The following is an 18,561-nucleotide window of genomic DNA, read 5'->3' on the forward strand; positions in this document are numbered from 1 at the left end:
GGTCCGCGTTCTTCTGACCGACACCGGTCACGCGGGGTTGCGCGCGGCCCCCGCGGGGGAGCGGGGGCCGCGCACCGGGTTCAGCGCCCGGTCAGGGGCACAGGGCCTCCAGGCTGCTGGGCTCCTCGCCCACCTGGCGGCCCGGCTCCTCGGGCTCCTCCTCGTCGAGGCCCGTGTACTCCTGCCACTCGGTCAGCCCGTCGTCCTCCGTGGGCTCGGCCGGCTCCGAGGGCGCGGCGGACTCCTCCGCGGAGGGGGCGCCGGAGGGCTCGGCGGCCACGTCGTCGCCCTCGGACCCGCTGCCGGCGATCGCCTCGGCGACCAGGGCCTTGACCTGCTCCCAGTCCGGGTTGGCCGTGTTGACCTGGGGCGGCGACAGCTGGAACGTGCTCATGCTCCCGGTGTCGGTGACCCTGTCGGCCAGCTCGACGAACGCGGGCACCTTGGCCTGGGGGATGTCCGTGCTCAGGGTGCGCTCGGTGGCGCCCGCGAGCCTGCGGTAGCTCGTCAGGACGGTCATCGGGTCGACCTGCTCGGCCACGTACTTGATCAGGCAGCCCTGGCGGCCCATCCGGCCGTAGTCGTCGCTGTTGGTCCGCGAGCGGCCGTACCAGAGCGCGTCGTGGCCGTCGAGGCGGCGCAGGCCCGGCTCCAGTACCCCGCCGTGCACGCCGTAGGGGATGGGCTCCTCGATGAGCACCTCCACGCCGCCGATCGCGTCGATCAGGTCGCGGAAGCCCATCATGTCGACCATCGCGTAGTAGCCGATCTCCAGGTCGAGGTTGTACCCGATGACCCTCTTGAGGGTGTCGGCGGAGGGGTCGGCCGCGTCCGGGTTGAGCGCCAGCTCCTCGGGCTCCTCGGCCACCGTCTGGTACACGTCGTTGAGCAGCAGGTCGAAGCCGTAGGGCTCGGGGTAGCGCTCGGCCAGGGCGCTGTCCTCGGGGAAGTGCACGTTCTCCAGGTTGCGCGGCAGCCCCACCAACACGGTGTCGCCGGTGGCGGTGTCCATGCTGGCCACCATCATGCTGTCGGTGCGCACCCCGTAGCGGTTGTCCGCCGAGTCCGAGCCGATCAACAGCACGTTGACCCGCTCCTGGCCGTTCCACGGGTCGGCCTCGTCGTGCGGGGGCAGGAGGGGGTCCTCCTCGGCGTGGAAGACGCTGTTCAGCGTCTGGTAGGCGGTGTAGCCGCCGTGCAGGGCCAGCGCCGAGGGCGCCGCGACGGTCAGGCACAGCAGCAGCACCACGGCCGCGCCGAGCACCCGCGAGTTCCGGGGCGCCCCCGCGGGCCGGGTGATCACCCACGAGTGCACGATCACCGTCAGCCACAGCACCGCCACGACGAACACCACGCCCATGGCTCTCAGTAGCCACTGGTCCTGGAGCGCCATCGTGGCCAGCCGCGCCATGGTGTTCGCCTCGTCGGCGCCCAGCCGCCACGCCCACACGACCAGCCCCACGATCGCAGCCAGGTAGACCCCCAGGATCACGGCGCCCGCGACCCTGCGGCGCATCCGCAGGTGGGCCAGCCCGGGGAGGGGAACCGACGCCGCGGTCCACAGCAGCGCCCGGCCCGTACCCGGGCGCGCGGGCGCCTCGTCCCGCTGATCGTCCTCCGCTGTCACCGGTGGTTCCTCTCAAGCCGCGGGGCGGGACCGCCCCGTTGTCTTCGCCGTTCCCGCCGCGGTCGCCGTGCGGTGCCACGCCGCGGGCACGGACTCGTGTCCGAAACCTCTGATATGTACACGCCGGAGAAGGGTCGTTCGATTCCCCTACGGGCCTACCCGTGCTTTTCGGACGTACCGTGCGGGCCGTCCTCCTCCGGGCGTGGAGAGCCCGCGGGGTGCGTGTGCGGGCCCGACAGTTCTCAGTGTGGCGCTTTGCGCGGGTTTGTGTGCACCGCTACTCAGTCATGAGGGATGTTCTATACAAGTCTGTTATGTGTCTCGCACGCGGCGGATGGGGCGTTGGTCGACCCCTCCCACGACGCCAAAGGGGGAGATCAACCGATTTCTTTGGCGATCAGTAGTGCGAGCACGCCGCAGCTGCGATGATCTGGCCGCAGGAGGGGGCGTCGTCCGGGGGAAGGGCGGCGTCATGGGAACGAAAGGCAAGCCATCGTGCTCGATGCGGTTGACACCGCGCTCATGCGCGCGCTGCAAGGGGACGGCCGAGCGACGTTCCAGGCACTGGCCGACGGGGTCGGTCTGTCGAGGACCGCGGTACGCGCCAGAGTGCGCCAGCTCGTGCAGTCCGGGGCGATCAGGATCGTCGGGGTGCTGCACGCCGGGGTCGTGGGAATGGAGGTCCTCAGCCACGTGTCGTTCCGCGTCAGCGGCCCCGTGGGGCCGATGCTGGACGCGCTGGGGGAGAGGGAGGCGGTGACCTTCGCCGCGCACTCGGCCGGGCGTTTCCCGGCCGTGGCGCAGGTGCGGGTGGCCGACGACGCGGCCCTGACCAAGGAGCTCTCGGAGCTGCGCGCGCTGCCCGGTGTGGACGGCGCGGAGGTCTTCCGCGCCAACTCGGTGTTCAAGGACGCCCACAGCAGCGTCCGGGAGCTGCGCGACATCGAACTGGACGCCCTGGACTGGCGCCTGGTGCGGCAGCTGCTCAGGGACGGCAGGTCCTCCTACGCGGACCTGGCCCGCCAGGTGGGGCTGTCGCAGGCCGCGGCCCGCTCGCGGGTGGTGCGGCTGCTCGACTCCGGAGTGGTGCACGTGACCGCCTTGGTGGAGCCCACGGCGGTGGGGGCCAACGAGCGGCTGGGCTTCGGCCTGCGCTGCCGGGGCGACGCCGAACTGCTGGGGGCCGCGCTGGCGAACATGCCCAGGATCTCCTTCCTGGCCAGCGGTTTCGGGCGCTACGACGTCATCGGCACCCTCACCGCGCCCGACCGCTGCCAGCTGGTGGAGGCCCTGGAGGGGGTGCGCGCCACCCCGGGGGTCGGCTACGTGGAGTCCTGGGACCACCTGTCGGTGCGCAAGGAGCGCAAGGGGGGCGACCGTCCCCTGGAGTGGGTCGCGCCCTAGAGGGACCGGTGATCCGCGGCGCGACGGACGGAGAGGAGCGCGCCGCGGACCGGCGGTCCCCGGCGGCGGGCACGCTGGGTAGGCGCGGGCGGCCTCTTCCGTCCGTATCTGTAACCAGCGGTAGCATTTTTACGTGTTTCCGGCGTGCATGGCTTGCGTCACGCTTAAGTTACCGGTGAGTATGGGAAGGGGTCGGTCCGTACCGGCCGCACCGGGCGCGGGTGTAGTGGGAGGCTGACGTGGCACTGGCGGATACGTTGACGGCTGTGGGCACGGTGGCGCTCGCGCGGTGCGGCGGCCGACCGTTCGGGACGCACCTGTTCTCCGTCTGGCCGGGGGCCGCCTTCGCGGCGACCGCCTTCCCGGTCCGCTGCACGCCGGGGGACAACCTCGCCATCCACGTTGCCGTGGCCCAGGCTCCGCCCGGCTCCGCCCTGGTGGTGGACGTGGCGGGGGAGGCCGAGTACGGCTACGTCGACGAGATCCTCGCCGTGGCCGCCAGCACCCGCGGGGTCGCGGGCATCGTCCTGGACGGCTGCGTCCGCGACATCGCGGCCATCGCCCGCTGCGCGCTGCCGGTCTTCGGGGCCGGGGTCGCGGTCCGCGAGGCCGCGCACGAGGCGGGCGGCTCGGTGGGCCGCCAGATCAGCATGACGCCGGGCGGCCCCGCGCCCCTGCCGGTGCGCCGGGGCGACTGGATCGTCGCCGACGACGACGGCGTGGTGTGCCTGCCCCGGGGGCAGGTCGGCTCCATCATCGCCGCGACCGTGGACAGCGTCTCGCGCGAACGCGAGATCATCGACGCCGTCTACGCGGGGGAGAGCACCCTGGACCTGCTCGGCCTGGACCCCTCGCGGGTCGCGGGCTGGGAGGACCACTCCGAGCACCGCTCGCGGCGCTCCGGGCGCCCGCGGACCCTGGGCGCCCTGCGCGACACCGCCGCGCGCGGCGCCGAGGGCCACCCTGCGGCCCGTTCGCGGGTCTGGCCGCGCTCGGCCGTGGGCGACCCCCGGGAGTGAGCCGTGGGCCCTCTCGGCGGCGGCCGGAGGCGGAGCCGGAAGGCGTCGCCCGGACCCGGGGCACCGCGGTCGCGCGGCGCACCCGCAGGGCCCGCACGGACTCCGCGGCGGCGGGCCGGACCCGGCGCGTGCGCACCGGCCCGGAAGCGTGTGGGAACGCTCCCAGGCCTTCGAGGCGCCGCTCGGCCGGACCGGGTCCGACGCGGGCCGCTCAGTCCTCGGTGAACGAGAGCAGCTCGTCGATGTAGCAGGTGGCCTCCCGCGCGGCCCCGGCCGCGTCGGCGTCGCGGATCGCCTCGGTCAGCTTGGAGTGGTCCACGCCGTCGGTGGCCGAGGAGGGCCGGTCGGTCGCCTCGGCGCCCTGCTCGTAGGCCGTGTGCGCGATGCTCGCGTACACCACCTGCGCGATGTCGTCGTACAGGTCGATGAGCAGGGTGTTGTGGGTGGCGTTGACCACCGCGCGGTGGAACGTGAAGTCCGCCTCCACGAACGCGCCCATGTCGCGCTCGCGCCAGGCGGCCTCGCGCAGCGCCATGGCGCGGTCGATGTCGGCCATGTCCTCGTCGCTGTGGCGCAGCGCGGCCAGCCGGGCCGCCTCCACCTCCAGCGCGCGGCGCACCTCCAGGTTCTCCCGCAGGCGGGAGCGCTCCAGACGGCGCCGCAGGGCGCCGCCGAGTTCGCTGGAGGCCCGCACGAAGGTGCCCGCCCCCTGGCGGATCTCCAGCAGCCCGGCGTGGGCCAGGGCGCGCACCGCCTCGCGGACGGTGTTGCGGCCCACCTCAAGCTGGTCGGAGAGCTCCGACTCGGTGGGGATGCGGTCGCCCACGCCCCACTCGCCCGAGTCGATCTGTGCTCGTAACTGACTGATGACCTGGTCGACGAGACCGGTCCGGCGTGTCGAGGCGAGGGGCACGCGTATACCTCCTAGGGGCGGGTCGCCGGATGACTGGGCCAGCGCACAGGTACGGAACGGTTAAGGCCGGAGCTTAGACCAGTTACCGTCGGGAATTGGCTTTGAAGGGTAATGCGTTATCCTCATGAAGTACATCGGGTCATCCTATGAATTTATGCGAGTCGCCTCCATGAGCGCCGGACCAGCCCCCCGCACACCCGTGACGAGCGGCCCCGCCGCAGGCCGGACCGCCCCGAGCCGTCCCCCGCGCGCGGCACTGCTGCTGCTCGCCGCCGGGATCGCCCTGGCGGCCCTGAACCTGCGCACCGCCATCACCAGCGTCGGCCCCGTGCTCGACGAGGTGACCGCCGGGTTGGGCATGACCGCCGTCGGCGCGGGGATCCTCACCACCCTGCCCGTGCTGTGCTTCGCGCTCTTCGGCGGCCTGACCCCCGTCCTGGGACGCCGCCTGGGCGAGCACCACCTGCTGGTCTACGCGCTCGTCGCCCTAACCGTCGGCCTCGCCGCCCGCGCCGCGGCCCCCGAGCCGTGGATGTTCCTGGCCCTGAGCGTGGTGGCCCTGTCCGGTGGCGCGGTCGGCAACGTCATCCTGCCCGCCCTGGTCAAGGAGCACTTCCCCGACCGCGTGGGCCTCATGACCACCGTGTACACCACCGGCCTGGCGCTGGGCACCACCATCGCCGCCGCGGCCACCGTGCCCCTGGAGCAGTCCACCGGGGAGTGGCGCGCGGCGCTGGGCGCCTACGCGCTCTTCGGCGTCGTGGCCGCCGTCCCCTGGCTGCTGGTGCTGCGCCACGAGCCCGCGCGCGGCGACGCCTCCCAGGCGCTGGGCTTCGGCCAGGTGCTGCGCACCGGCCTGGGCTGGCAGTCCGTCCTCTACTTCGGCACCCAGTCCTCGGTCGCCTACATCATGTTCGGCTGGTACGCGCAGATGCTGCGCGACCAGGGCATGGACGCCCAGACCGCGGGCCTGGCGCTGTCCTACCTCACCGTCCTGGGCATCCCCATGTCCCTGGTGCTGCCCACGCTGCTGACCCGGACCAGCGACCAGCGCCCCTTCGTGCTGGCCTTCTCCGCCGCCTACCTCGCGGGGCTGGCCGGGCTGTGGTTCGCCCCGCTGTCGGGGGTGTGGGCCTGGACCACGCTCGTGGGGATCGGCATGGGCAGCTTCGTCTTCGCCCTGACCGCCTTCGCGCTGCGCACCCGCACCGGGGCGGGTACGGCGGCGCTCTCGGCCGTCAGCCAGAGCCTGGGCTACCTCATGGGCGGGGCGGGGCCCTTCCTGTTCGGGCTGCTGCGCGAGGTCAGCGGCGGCTGGCACGCGCCCCTGCTCCTGCTGGCGGCGCTGGTCGTGGTCAACCTGGCCACGGGCCTGTTCCTGGGCCGCCCCCGCTACCTGGAGGACGCCATCGCCGCCCGCGGCCTCACGAGGGCAGCCAGTCCAGACGGCCGATGAGGTAGACCGAGCCGACGAAGGCCACGACGTCGATGACCGTGTGCGCCACCACCAGGGGCATCACACGTCCGTGGCGCAGGTAGAACCAGCCGAAGACCAGCCCCATCACCAGGTTGCCGAAGAACATCCCGACGCCCTGGTAGAGGTGGTAGAAGGCGCGCAGCACCGAGCTGGCCAGCACCGCCTTCCACGGCGTCCACCCCAGCTGCCCCAGCCGGTGCAGCAGGTAGCCGACCACGATCACCTCCTCCAGGATCCCGTTCTTGGCCGCCTGGAGCACCAGGACGGGCACGTCCCACCAGTTCCCGGCCAGGGTGCTGGGCCTGATCGTGACCGTCAGCCCCAGCTGCCAGGAGACCACGTACAGCGCCAGGCCGCTGAAGCCGATCAGCGCGGCCAGCAGGGCGCCGGTGCCCAGGTCGAAGCCGGGACGGCGCACGTCGAAGCCGATCGTGGCTGAGGAGTCGCCCGAGCGGCGCAGGAGGTAGGCCACCAGCAGGACCGGGACCAGGGCGCTGGCCAGCGCGAACAGCTGCCAGGACAGGTCCAGCCAGGGGCGCTCCTGTTCCGCGCGGGGGCGCACCAGGCTGGCGGTCTGCTCGGCCAGGGACTGGGGCTCGGTGAGCACGCCGAGGAAGGAGATGGTCGCCGAGACCGCCGCGGCGCCCAGGGACAGGGCGAGCACGCACAGGATCTCCCAGCGCAGCAGGCCCCGCTCGACGGGGGCGGAGGGGGCGGGCGGCGCCCCGGAGGGCAGTCCGGCGTCCGGGGTGTGGGTCTTGTCGGTCACGCGTTGCAATGTACGCGCTGTCGGCGGGGGCCGGTGGCCTGGGGGAGCGGGGCGGGCCGAGGACGCGCCGGGGCGGGCCCTCGGGCCGCGCCCCGGTCCGGGCGGTCGTGCCGACGCCGACGCCGGGGGCGGTCAGTCGGTGTCGTTGTTCTCCATGTCGCCCTCGCCGCCGTTGTCCTCGTTCCCGCCGTCGTCGTCCTCGCCGCCGTCCTGGTTGTTCTCCTGGCCGCCGTCGTCCTCGTCACCCTGGTCGTCGCCCGGGGTGTCCACGGTCGGGGCGTCGGCCCCCTCGGGGTCCTCGCAGGCCGCGACGCCGAACACGGCCACGGCGGCGATCGCCGAGCCCGCCAGCGCCCGGCGCAGGGCGGTCATGGTCTGCCTGCTGATGTCCTCGAAGCTCATCGCTGACTCCCTCGGGTCGCGGCTGGTGCCGGGGGACCGCCCGATTCAGGGCGGCGGGCACGAGCCGGGTGTTATCCGTCCGTGACCCACCCTAGGGTGTGCTCCGCGTCCGTGGCCAGGAAAGCGCGGAGAGTGACGGGCCGCGGTGCGGCGCGGGTGCGCCGTCCGGTGGGTGGTGGGAGGGGGCGGATGCGCGCGGGGGAGGAGGGGGAGACCGACCCGCGCCGCCGTCCGGGGCGTGCCCGGCGGCGGCGCGGGTCAGCGGGGCGCGGGCTCAGTCCTCGCCGTCGTCGCCACCGTCATCGTCGCCGCCGTCATCGTCCCCGTCGTCGCCGTCATCACCGCCGTCGTCTCCGTCGTCCCCGCCGTCGTCGCCCTGTTCGACGTCCACGTTCGGCATGAGGTCGTCGCAGGCCGCGGTGCCCAGGACCACGACGGTGGCCAGGGCACCCACGGCGAGCACCCGACGCAGTGCGGCCAGGGCGGTGAGGAGCGGTTCGAACATCTTCAAGACCAGACCTCCGGATCTGCGGGCGGGCCGCGGGGGCGCGGCCCCGTGCAGCGGCCAGCCTAGGGCCCGGCCGCGCGGGCGGGCAGGGCGCCCCCGTCCCTCCGGGGGCCGGGCCCGCGCCCGGGGCGGCCGGGGGCGTCCGGGGGCGGACGCGGCGGACACCGCGCACGGGACAAGCCGCCGGCCATGCGCGTGTGACACGGAGCGCGCATGGCCGACGGCTAGGGGGCGGAGGCCGCCCGCCCCGCCCCAGCCACGAAAGCGGGGAGGGACGGCCTCCTGGGAACGAAGACCAGTGTCAGTGAGCCGCTGAGAACTGGTCTTCCTCGGTGGAGCCGGTGAGAGCCGTGGTGCTGCCCTCGGGGGAGATGGTCGTGCTGATGGAGTCGAAGTAGCCGGTGCCGACCTCGCGCTGGTGGCGGGTGGCGGTGTAGCCCCGCGACTCGGCCGCGAACTCGGCCTCCTGGAGCTCGACGTACGAGGTCATCCCGTTCTGGGCGTAGCCCTTGGCCAGGTCGAACATCGAGTAGTTGAGCGAGTGGAAGCCCGCCAGGGTGATGAACTGGAACTTGTAGCCCATGTGGCCCAGTTCGCGCTGGAACTTGGCGATGGTCGCGTCGTCCAGGTGGCGCTTCCAGTTGAAGGACGGCGAGCAGTTGTAGGCCAGCATCTGGTCCGGGTACTCGGCCTTGATCCGCTCGGCGAAGTCGCGGGCCACCTCCAGGTCCGGGGTGGCGGTCTCCATCCACAGCAGGTCCGAGTGCGGGGCGTAGGCCAGGCCGCGCGCCACGCAGGCCTCGACGCCGTTGCGGAAGCGGTAGAAGCCCTCGGCGGTGCGCTCGCCCGTGATGAAGGGCTGGTCGCGCTCGTCGACGTCGCTGGTGATCAGGGTCGCGGCTTGGGCGTCGGTCCGCGCGATGACCAGGGACGGGACGCCGGCGACGTCCGCGGCCAGGCGGGCGGCGTTGAGCGTCTTGACGTGCTGCCCGGTGGGGATGAGGACCTTGCCGCCCAGGTGGCCGCACTTCTTCTCGGAGGCCAGCTGGTCCTCCCAGTGCACGCCCGCCGCGCCGGAGGCGATCATGCCCCGCATCAGCTCGTAGGCGTTGAGGACGCCGCCGAACCCGGCCTCGGCGTCGGCCACGATCGGCGCGAGCCACTCGGGCGCGCTGTCGTCGCCCTCGGCCCAGGTGATCTGGTCGGCGCGCATCAGCGCGTTGTTGATGCGGCGGACCACGGCCGGGACCGAGTTGGCCGGGTACAGGCTCTGGTCGGGGTAGGTGTTGCCCGAGAGGTTGGCGTCGGCCGCGACCTGCCAGCCGGAGAGGTAGATGGCCTTCAGCCCGGCGCGGACCTGCTGGACCGCCTGGTTGCCGGTGAGGGCGCCGAGGCTGTTGACGTAGTCCTCGGTGTGGAGCAGGTCCCACAGGCGCTCGGCGCCGCGACGGGCCAGGGTGTGCTCCTCGGTGACCGAACCGCGGAGCTTGACCACGTCGTCGGCGGAGTAGGTGCGCTCGATACCGGCCCACCGCGGGTTGGTCTCCCAGTCGCGCTGGAGTTCGGCGCTGGCTTCCTGTCGTCGAGCGCTGGTGCCCATGTTCGATCCCGCCTTACGTGTAGTCCCCAAGTGTTCACACCGGTCGAGAAGGCCGGGTCAGAGCCAGGGGGTGAGCCCTGAGCGGTAAGTTCCCCGCCGGTAACTAGATTCTTGGGCAACTTCCGAGGCTTTTCCACTCGAAATCTTGTGAAGATCGACGTTTCTTTCCGTACTATGAAGCCATGGCGTACTTTGGTGCTGAAGAAATACCGTCTTTGACGGGTGACCTGGATCTCGTCACCTTTGGTCAGCGGCTCCGCCACCTGCGGCGGGCGCGCGGCCTCACCCTCTCCGACCTGGGCGAACGCGTCGGCCGGGCCCCCTCCCAGCTCTCCCTGCTGGAGAACGGCAAGCGCGAGCCCAAGCTCTCCCTCCTCACCTCCCTGGCCTCGGCACTGGGCGTCTCGGTGGAGGAGTTGCTGTCCAAACAGCCCCCGAGCCGCCGCGCGCAACTGGAGATCGCGGTCGAGGAGGCCCAGCGCGACACCCTCTACCAGGACCTGAACCTGCCGCACCTGAGGATCGGCAAGCGGGTCCCCAACGACGTGCTCGAACACATCGTCGGCCTGTACGGGGAGCTGCGGCGGCGCACCGCCAAGCCGACGGCCACCCCCGAGGAGGCCCGCCGGGCCAACGCCGACCTGCGGCGCCAGATGCGCGAGCGCGGCAACTACTTCGAGCACATCGAGAAGGCGGCGGCCCAGACCCTCGATGCCGTCAACTACACCGCGGGCGCCCTGTCCCAGGGGCAGATCCTGGCCATCGCCACCCACCACGGGTTCTCCCTCAAGTACGTGCAGGACCTGCCCCGCTCGGTGCGCTCCCTCACCGACCACGTCAACCGGCGCATCTACCTCAAGCGCGAGACCACGCTGGGCATGCACAGCCCGCGCACGATCCTGCTCCAGACCCTGGGCCACGTCGTGCTGGGCCACGGCAGGCCGCGCGACTTCGGCGACTTCCTGCGCCAGCGGGTGGAGGCCAACTACTTCGCCGCCGCCGTCCTCATCCCCGAGACCACCGCGGTGCGCTACCTCCAGGAGGCCAAGCAGGCCCGCGACCTGTCGGTGGAGGACCTGCGCGACGTGTACTCGGTCTCCTACGAGATGGCCGCGCACCGGTTCACCAACCTGGCCCACCGCCACCTGGACCTGGTCTGCCACTTCATCCGCAACGACGAGACCGGCATCATCTACAAGGCCTACGAGAACGACGGCCTCGTCTTCCCCACCGACGACACCGGGGCCATCGAGGGCCAGCGCATGTGCCGCCAGTGGTCGGGGCGCCAGGTCTTCGCCTCACCGGACCGCTACTCGATCTACTACCAGTACACGGACAAGCCCAACGGCACCCACTGGTGCGTGGCGCACGTGGACCCCAGCCGCGAGCGCAACTTCGCCATCACCCTGGGCGTGCCCTACAAGGAGTCGCGCTGGTTCCGCGGGCGCGAGACCACCAACCGCACCAAGTCCAACTGCCCCAGCGGCGAGTGCTGCGTGCACCCGCCCGCGGACCTGGCCGCGCGCTGGGAGGGCAACGTGTGGCCCTCGGCCCGCGCGCACTCCCACGTGCTCTCGGCGCTGCCCTCGGGGAGCTTCCCGGGCGTGGACGAGCACGACGTCTACACCTTCCTGGAGAAGCACAGCGTCGACTGAGCGGCGGGTCCGGCGGGGTACGCCGAGGAAGGGGGTCGGCGCGCGCCGACCCCCTTCCTCCGCGCGTGCCGCCGCACGGCGGCACACCGGTGCGTCAGCGCACCGGCAGGCCGGTGACGGCGCGGCCGATGATGAGCTTCTGGATCTCGCTGGCCCCTTCGAAGATCGTGAAGATGGTGGCGTCGCGGTGCCAGCGCTCCACGGGGTACTCCCTCGTGTAGCCGTTGCCGCCCAGGATGCGCACCGCGTTCTGGGTGACGAACGTGGCGGTCTCGCTCGCGTAGAGCTTGCTCATCGAGCCCTGCGCGCTGTCGAAGTCCTTGTCGTTGCGCGCCATCCACGCCGCGCGCCACACCAGCAGGCGGGCCGCGTCGATGCGGGTGGCCATCTCGGCCAGGGTGAAGGCCACGCCCTGGTTCTCGCCGATCGGGCGGCCGAACTGCTCGCGCTGGGTGGAGTAGTCGCGGGCGTACTCGTAGGCCGCGCGGGCGCAGCCCACCGCCATCGCGCCGACCGTCGGGCGGGAGGCCTCGAAGGTCTTCATGGCGGCCTGGCCCTTGGACCCCCTGCCCTCGCGGGCGCGGGCCAGGCGCTCGTCGAGTTTCTCCTTGCCGCCCAGCAGGCACGAGCCGGGCACGCGCACGTCGTCCAGGACCACCTCGGCGGTGTGCGAGGCGCGGATGCCGTGCTTGGCGAACTTCTGCCCCTGGCTCAGCCCCGGCGTGTTCGGCGGCACGATGAACGTGGCCTGCCCGCGCGAGCCGAGCTCGGGCTCCACCGAGGCGACCACGACGTGGATGTCGGCGATACCGCCGTTGGTCGCCCAGGTCTTGGTGCCGTTGAGCACCCACTCGTCCTTGGCCTGATCGTGGACGGCGCGGGTCCGGATGGCCGAGACGTCGCTGCCCGCGTCGGGCTCGGAGGAGCAGAACGCGGCGAGGCGGATGTCGTCGGGGGTGCCGAACATCTGCGGTGTCCACTCGAAGAGCTGCTCCTGGGTGCCGTTGGCGGCGACGGACACAGCGGCCAGTCCGGTGCCGGTGATGGCCAGGGCTATGCCCGGGTCGCCCCAGTACAGCTCCTCGAAGGCCACGGGGATGCCGACGCCGCTGGGCTCCAGCCACTGGTTGGCGAAGAAGTCGAGGGAGTACAGGCCGATCTTGGCCGCCTCCTGGATGATCGGCCAGGGGGTCTCCTCCCGCTCGTCCCACTCGGCGGCGGCGGGGCGGATGACGTCGGCGGCGAACCCGTGGGTCCAGTCCCGGACCTCGCGGACGTCCTCGCTCAGTTCCAGGCTGAAGCCGGGCGCGGTGGCCTCGCTCATGCGCTCACATCCTTTGTCGGGGGCCCTCCGGGGGAGGGGGCCAGTATGTGTTACCAACGGTAACAGCTGGCTTCGCCTGCCACAACGCCGTGCCCGCGCGCGGGGCGCCCCGGGCGCCCGCCGGTGCCCGCCTGGCCCTGACGGCGGCCGGTGGCGGATCGGCCCTTCCGGCCCGGGTGCCCTCCGGTGCGCTCCGGAGCGTGACCGGGCGGTTTCGGCGGCCGAAACCCCTGCACCGGCGGGGGTTCGCGGCCTAGACTGAGGGCATGGACCTACCCTTCCCCCGGGTTCGAGTTCCTTCCACGCCCCCTCGGACGGCCCCCGTCCGCCTCCTCCTCGCGCTCCCCCTGTTCCTGTGCCTGGGCGCCTCCTGCCTCCCCTCCGCCGACGACGGGACCGCGGACGCCCCGCCCCGCTCGGTGTCGGACCTGGACGCCGGGGAGCGCGAGCGCCTGGCCGACGCCCTCGCCGCCCGCTCCCTCGACACCGCGGCCGAGGACCCCCGGCTGTCCAGCGCGCTCGCGCTGGAGGCGGCGGGCCTGGCCCGCACCGACACCTCGGCGGCGGCGATGGCACGCCTGGCCGAGCCGCACCAGATCATGGAGTTCGACAGCGGTGGCGAGGGCCTGACCTCGCTGCTCTTCTCCGCCCATGGCCGGTTCCTCGCCGGGAGTACCGAGCGCGGACGGGTGCTGGTGTGGGACGTCTACACGGGCGACACCGTGTTCGACGAACAGGCTCCCGGACCCGTCCAGGAGCTGACCCTGGACTGGCGTTCGCTCCTGGTGGCGGCGCGCACCGGGGATGACGTCATCGTGTGGGACGTCGACTCCGGCGAGGAGGAGGCGCGGATCGACGCGGCCGGGGGGCGGGGAACGGCCTTCGTCAGCAGCATTCGGAGTTCGCTCATCGAAGCCCATTTCCTGGCGCTGGGGTCTGAGACGGGAGAGGTGGCCCTCTGGAACACCCAGGGCTGGGAGTTCGACGCCGAGATCACCGTCGCGGAGGAACCCGTCTCCCTGATGGCGTCCTCGTACTCTGCCGCGCTGGCCACCCTGACCGACGAGGGAACACTCGGACTGTGGGACGTCGCCACCCGCCAGCCGCTCGGCAGAGCCGACCTGCGCGACAGCGGCCTGACAGGACGTGACTTCCGGTTCGCCCCCTCCGCGTTGGGCCCGGAGGACATCGCCGTGGCCAGCGACGAGGGAGTCTTCATCGTCTCCTCCGACGCGGTGCGGTCCGGAGACGGTCCGGTGAACATGCCCCAGTACTGCTCGGGCGTCTTCTGCGACAAACCCTCGACCCGGCCCAGCGCCCACCAGAGGCTGGACACGCCCCCGGGCCCGGCGGCGCAGGGCAACGTCCGCTTCCTCGTCACCGCGGACCGCGAGAGCGGTTTCGAGGAACTGACCCTGTGGGAGACGCCTCCCGGGACGGTCGCGGACTACCGGCCGGTGGAGAGCCTGCCCACGGCGCGCGCGGTGGAGCTGGTCGCGGCCGCCAGCACGACCACGGGCCTGCACGTCGTGGCGGTCGCCTCATCCGGCTCGGGCCCCGCGCTGTGGGATCTGAGCCGCGACCCCTACGCCCCCTACCTGGACGAGGGGTCGCTCACCATCGCGCTGGAAGCGCGCTGTGTGGGCGCGCCCGTCCTCCTCGGGCCGCGGGAGTGGGAACGCGAACTCCCGGACCTGGCCTACGAGCCCGTGTGCGTCAGGATCCGGGACGAGCAGACCACCGACACGCACGGGACGACCACCGGCCCTACCCCGCCGACCCCGGGCCCCGCGGCGCCGACCGCCGACTGAACCCGCCCCGCACCGGGGCACACCGATCCGGCGGCCGGGAGCCGCCCTCAGACCGGGAGCGCACATGGCACCGACCGACGGGCAGGGCGCCTCCGCGGGCCGCGGACGGCGCGGGCGCGGCGGAGCGCGCGACTGGAAGCAGCACGCGCAGGTCGTGGGCTGCCTGGCGGGCGTCCTGGGCGCCCTCCTGGCGGCCGTCCCCCTCATCTGGGGCGGGGGCGCCTGGTTCGGCCGGGGAGCCTTCGAGGTCGTTGAGCTGTCCGCCGACGGCTCGCAGGTCGTCGACGGTCAGGCCACCGACCCGCTCCAGGGGGCAGCCCAGGACGTGGAGGTGCACGCCACCGTGCTCACCGTGGTCCTCAAGAACGACTCCGACGACCTGAAGGTGTTCGAGCGGATCACCGTCGAGACCGAGGACTTCGTCCCGGTCACCGACTGCGTCGACGGCGTCGGCGGACCCGTCGGGGTGACGGGCTCCTACGAGGTCGACCTGCCCGCCGTGGGCGAGGAGTCCTCCACCGACATCGCCTACGCCCTGGAACCCAAGAAGGCGGAGGCGCTCGAACTCCCCGTGGGCGGCAACGACCTGGGCGGCGGCGTGGCCCTCGTCCGCGTCACCCTGCACGAGAGCGGGGGCGACGCCGAGGAGGTGGGCAGCATCGCCGTGCTGACCGTCCCGGGCACCTGGAACCTGTATCCCCGCCCCCTGCACCGGCTCGACATGGGGAGTATGCCCTCGCCCCGGTGCGTGCACGAGACCCACGACGGCCTCCTCGCCCTCATCGAGGACGCCCCCGAGGTCGCCGACAACGTCCGCACGCTCACCGAGAACGTCGGCGAGACCTCCCGGCAACTGGGCGGCTGAGCGGCCCGGACACCGGCCCCGGGGCGTCCCGGAGCCCGATCCCACAGCCGGGCGCTCGATCTCCGCGGCACCCGCCGACCGGGGCCGAGGCGGGAGGCGGACCGCCCGGTCTCCGCCTCCACGGCACACGCCGACCGGGAGGGGCGACGGCGGCGGAACGGGCCGCCCCGACCGGTCCGAACGTGCGACCCCTACCCTGGCTCGCATGGACACCACCGCGGGCAACGGCGCCCCCACCCTCACCATCCCCACCGGATACAACGGCCCCGACGGGTCGGGCAACGGCGGCTACACCGCCGGACTGCTCGCCGCGCGGCTCACCTCCGTCGGCGGACCGGCCGTCCAGGTCACCCTGCGCACCCCGCCGCCCCTGGGCCGCCCGCTGATGGTGGAGAGCGGCCCCGGGGGCGCCCTGCACCTGACCGACCCCGACGCCGGGGAGGGCGCCCGCCTGGTGGCCGAAGCGGTGACCGCCGACCTCCCCGGCGCCTCCACCGTCCCCGGCGGTCCCGTCACCGTGCCCGAGGCCCGCGAGGCCGGGGAACGCTACGCGGGCCTGACCGACCACCCCTTCCCGCGCTGCTACAGCTGCGGCCCCGAACGCGCCGAGGGCGAGGGCCTGCGCCTGTTCGCCGGTTCCGTGCGCCCGGGCACCGGCCCCGACGGGATCGGCAACACCGTCGCCTGCGCCTGGACCCCGCACCCGTCCCTGGACGAGGGTTCCGGCATGGTCGACCCCGCCCAGGTGTGGGCCGCCCTGGACTGCCCCGGCGGCTGGTCCAGCGCCATCTCCGGCCGCCCCGCCCTCCTGGGCCGCATCACCGTCCGCGTGGACGGGACGCCCCGGACCGGTGAGGCCCACGTGGTGACGGGGTACCTGGAGGCGGTCGACGGCCGCAAGATCACCACCGCCAGCGCCCTCCACGACGGCGCGGGCCGCCTCCTGGCCCTGGCGAGGGCCACCTGGATCGCGCTCCGGGCCTGATCCGGGGCTCCGCGAGCCGCTACGGTGAACCCTTGTGGCACTCGAACGCGCGCGGCCGACCGCGCTGACCGACAGCAGTGACGCCTCCGGCGCGCCCGTGCCGGAGGCCCCGGCCGCCCCGCGCGGGGGGCGGGGCGCGCGCGGGCGCGACCCCGAGCGGCGCCGCGCCATCCTGGACGCGGCCGACCGGGTGATCCAGCGCGACGGACCGGACGCGTCGATGGTGGTCATCGCGGCCGAGGCCGGGATCAGCAAGCCGATCCTGTACCGGCACTTCGGGGACAAGGGCGGCCTGTACCGGGCGCTCGCCCGCCGCCACGTGGACCCGCTCATCGAGCGCATCCGCGAGGAGCTGCACCAGCACACCGGGTTCGAGGTCCGGGCCCGCGCCACGGTCGGCGCCTACCTGTCGATGATCTCCCAGAACCTCAACCTCTACCGGTTCCTGATGGACCGGGCCACCTCCGAGGACTCCCGGACCCGCGGCGACCTGGGCATGATGGTCCGCCGCCTGGGCGAGGAACTCGCCGACCAACTCGTCGCCGAAGGGCGCGTCGGCGACCGCCCGCGCTCCCAGATCGTCGCGCACGCCGTCGTGGGCATGGTGCAGGCGGCGGGGGAGTGGTGGCTGGAGCACCCCGGGGTCGGGGAGGAGGAGATCATCGACGACCTCACCGCCGCGGTGGTCGGCGCGATCCGCGCCAGCGAGACCTAGACGGCTTTTTCCCTTTCTCCCTTGACCTGGAGTGCGCTCCAGGTCCCATGCTTGCTGTCCATGAGGGACTACTACACGCCGGGTCAGGTCGCGCAGCGCTTCGACCTCACCCTGGACACCCTGCGCTACTACGAGAAGGCGGGGCTGCTGCGCCGGGTCGAGCGCTCCCCCAGCGGGCACCGCCGCTACCGGGCCGACGACGTCGAGCTGCTGGACATGATCCGGTGCCTGCGCGAGACCGACATGCCCATCGTCCGGCTGCGCGAGTTCGCCGAACTCATCCGCGAGGGCGAGCACACCGTTCCCGACCGCCTGGACCTGCTCCAGGGCCACCAGGAGCGGTTGGACGAGCGCATGGAGGAGATGCGCCGGTGCCAGACGGTGATCCAGCACAAGATCGACCACTACCGCGGCGTGCTCGCCGCCCGCGCCCCCGAACCCCTCAAGGAGACCTCCTGATGCGCTACACCACCATCGGCGACCGCCGCGTCAGCGCCCTGTGCCTGGGGGCGATGAAGTTCGGCAGCGAGACCGACGACGCCACCTCCGCCGCGCTGCTCGACCGCTTCGTGGCGGCCGGGGGCACCTTCGTGGACACCGCCGACTGCTACCAGTTCTGGGTGGAGGGCTTCGAGGGGCACGAGAGCGAGACCTTCCTGGGCCGGTGGCGGCGCGAGCGCGGCGTCACCGACGAGGTGGTCATCGCCACCAAGCTCGGCGCGCAGCCCACCGTGCCCGGCACCGGGATGGAGACCAAGGAGGGGCTGTCGGCGCGGGCCGTGGCGACGGCCGCCGAGCGCAGCCGCGAGCGCCTGGGAATGGAACGCCTGGACGTGCTCTACGCCCACAACGAGGACCCCGGGACCCCGCTGCCGGAGACCCTGGAGGCCTTCGCCGCGCTGGTCGACGGGGGCGCCGTCTCCCACCTGGGGCTGAGCAACCACCGCACCTGGAAGCTGGAGAGGGCCCGCGCCGTCACCGAGGCCCGGGGCTGGCCGCGCCCCCGGGTGCTCCAGTACCGGTACAGCTACCTCCAGCCCCGCCTGGACGTGCCGCTGCGGTCCGCGGGCCACATGCACGCCACGCCCGAACTCCTGGACTTCGTCCGCGCCGAGACCGCCGAGGGCCGCGACTACACGCTGGTCGCCTACACCTCCCTGCTGTGGGGCGCCTACACCCGGCCGGAGAAGGCCGCCGGGCTGGACCGGGCCTACGACCACCCGGGGACCCCCGCACGCCTGGCCGTCCTGGACGAGGTCGCCCGCGAGACCGGCGCCACCCGCAACCAGGTCGTGCTCGCCTGGCTGATGGGCGGCGACCCGAAGGTGGTGCCGCTGGTGGGTGTGAGCTCCCTGGAACAGCTGGACGAGGCGATCGAGGCCACCGACCTGGTGCTCAGCGACGAGCAGTGGAGGCGCATGGCCGAGGCGGGGTAGCTCGGCGGAGGGCGTGGCCGGGGCCGGTCACCAGTCCCGGACAAACCACGT

The 18,561-nt window shown here is 72.9% G+C and carries 17 protein-coding genes; 10 read left to right on the top strand and 7 right to left on the bottom strand.

Annotated features, from left to right (window positions below):
- Positions 1-91: 91 nt before the first annotated feature.
- Positions 92-1,627: an LCP family glycopolymer transferase gene (locus tag ACSTA4_RS11460; RefSeq protein WP_444963511.1), complete on the bottom strand. Its 1,536-nt coding sequence runs from the start codon at positions 1,625-1,627 to the stop codon at positions 92-94.
- A gap of 495 nt (positions 1,628-2,122) precedes the next feature.
- Between ACSTA4_RS11460 and ACSTA4_RS11465 the strand changes: the two genes are divergently transcribed.
- On the top strand, positions 2,123-3,031 hold the full coding sequence (locus tag ACSTA4_RS11465) for an Lrp/AsnC family transcriptional regulator (protein WP_013152459.1): 909 nt from the start codon (positions 2,123-2,125) through the stop codon (positions 3,029-3,031).
- 266 nt (positions 3,032-3,297) lie between these two features.
- On the top strand, positions 3,298-4,050 hold the full coding sequence (locus ACSTA4_RS11470; protein ID WP_444964146.1) for an RraA family protein: 753 nt from the start codon (positions 3,298-3,300) through the stop codon (positions 4,048-4,050).
- 211 nt (positions 4,051-4,261) lie between these two features.
- Here ACSTA4_RS11470 and ACSTA4_RS11475 read toward each other — a convergent pair whose 3' ends face one another.
- The gene (locus ACSTA4_RS11475) at positions 4,262-4,963 is read right to left on the bottom strand and encodes a FadR/GntR family transcriptional regulator (RefSeq protein ID WP_047870336.1); all 702 of its coding nucleotides are present in this window, start codon (positions 4,961-4,963) and stop codon (positions 4,262-4,264) included.
- 169 nt (positions 4,964-5,132) lie between these two features.
- Here ACSTA4_RS11475 and ACSTA4_RS11480 point away from each other — a divergent pair, with 169 nt between their 5' ends.
- On the top strand, positions 5,133-6,419 hold the full coding sequence (locus tag ACSTA4_RS11480) for a CynX/NimT family MFS transporter (RefSeq protein ID WP_248769901.1): 1,287 nt from the start codon (positions 5,133-5,135) through the stop codon (positions 6,417-6,419).
- Here ACSTA4_RS11480 and ACSTA4_RS11485 read toward each other — a convergent pair.
- From ACSTA4_RS11485 to aceA, 4 genes are all read right to left on the bottom strand, one after another.
- Positions 6,388-7,209, bottom strand: a complete 822-nt coding sequence (locus ACSTA4_RS11485; RefSeq protein WP_444963512.1) for a CPBP family intramembrane glutamic endopeptidase — start codon at positions 7,207-7,209, stop codon at positions 6,388-6,390. The genes ACSTA4_RS11480 and ACSTA4_RS11485 overlap by 32 nt on opposite strands.
- 132 nt (positions 7,210-7,341) lie before the next feature.
- Positions 7,342-7,611, bottom strand: coding sequence for a hypothetical protein (locus ACSTA4_RS11490; protein ID WP_212640409.1), 270 nt, complete (start codon positions 7,609-7,611; stop codon positions 7,342-7,344).
- 274 nt (positions 7,612-7,885) lie between these two features.
- Entirely contained in the window at positions 7,886-8,116 is a 231-nt protein-coding gene (locus tag ACSTA4_RS11495) for a DNA primase (RefSeq protein ID WP_416025444.1), read from the bottom strand.
- Between the two features lie 304 nt (positions 8,117-8,420).
- On the bottom strand, positions 8,421-9,719 hold the full coding sequence (aceA, locus tag ACSTA4_RS11500; protein ID WP_444963513.1) for an isocitrate lyase: 1,299 nt from the start codon (positions 9,717-9,719) through the stop codon (positions 8,421-8,423).
- A 215-nt stretch (positions 9,720-9,934) separates the two neighbouring features.
- Here aceA and ACSTA4_RS11505 point away from each other — a divergent pair, with 215 nt between their 5' ends.
- Entirely contained in the window at positions 9,935-11,374 is a 1,440-nt protein-coding gene (locus tag ACSTA4_RS11505) for a helix-turn-helix domain-containing protein (protein WP_444963514.1), read from the top strand.
- Between the two features lie 94 nt (positions 11,375-11,468).
- Here ACSTA4_RS11505 and ACSTA4_RS11510 read toward each other — a convergent pair whose 3' ends face one another.
- Positions 11,469-12,698 carry an acyl-CoA dehydrogenase family protein gene (locus tag ACSTA4_RS11510; RefSeq protein ID WP_248769905.1) on the bottom strand — a complete coding sequence of 410 codons (1,230 nt, stop codon included), beginning with the start codon at positions 12,696-12,698 and terminating at the stop codon, positions 11,469-11,471.
- 266 nt (positions 12,699-12,964) lie between these two features.
- Here ACSTA4_RS11510 and ACSTA4_RS11515 point away from each other — a divergent pair, with 266 nt between their 5' ends.
- The 6 genes from ACSTA4_RS11515 to ACSTA4_RS11540 all read left to right on the top strand — a co-directional run bounded on the left by ACSTA4_RS11515 (position 12,965) and on the right by ACSTA4_RS11540 (position 18,510).
- On the top strand, positions 12,965-14,509 hold the full coding sequence (locus ACSTA4_RS11515; RefSeq protein ID WP_444963515.1) for a hypothetical protein: 1,545 nt from the start codon (positions 12,965-12,967) through the stop codon (positions 14,507-14,509).
- Between the two features lie 64 nt (positions 14,510-14,573).
- Positions 14,574-15,374 carry a hypothetical protein gene (locus ACSTA4_RS11520; RefSeq protein ID WP_444963516.1) on the top strand — a complete coding sequence of 267 codons (801 nt, stop codon included), beginning with the start codon at positions 14,574-14,576 and terminating at the stop codon, positions 15,372-15,374.
- 205 nt (positions 15,375-15,579) lie between these two features.
- Positions 15,580-16,359, top strand: coding sequence for a hypothetical protein (locus ACSTA4_RS11525; protein WP_444963517.1), 780 nt, complete (start codon positions 15,580-15,582; stop codon positions 16,357-16,359).
- Positions 16,360-16,393: 34 nt separating this feature from the next.
- Positions 16,394-17,074: a TetR/AcrR family transcriptional regulator gene (locus tag ACSTA4_RS11530; RefSeq protein ID WP_444963518.1), complete on the top strand. Its 681-nt coding sequence runs from the start codon at positions 16,394-16,396 to the stop codon at positions 17,072-17,074.
- A 60-nt stretch (positions 17,075-17,134) separates the two neighbouring features.
- Positions 17,135-17,533, top strand: a complete 399-nt coding sequence (locus ACSTA4_RS11535) for a MerR family transcriptional regulator (RefSeq protein ID WP_212640401.1) — start codon at positions 17,135-17,137, stop codon at positions 17,531-17,533.
- Positions 17,533-18,510: an aldo/keto reductase gene (locus tag ACSTA4_RS11540; protein WP_444963519.1), complete on the top strand. Its 978-nt coding sequence runs from the start codon at positions 17,533-17,535 to the stop codon at positions 18,508-18,510. Before ACSTA4_RS11535 ends, ACSTA4_RS11540 begins: the two co-directional genes overlap by 1 nt.
- The last annotated feature ends 51 nt before the right edge of the window (positions 18,511-18,561 follow it).

Source organism: Nocardiopsis sp. M1B1, from assembly GCF_052466615.1.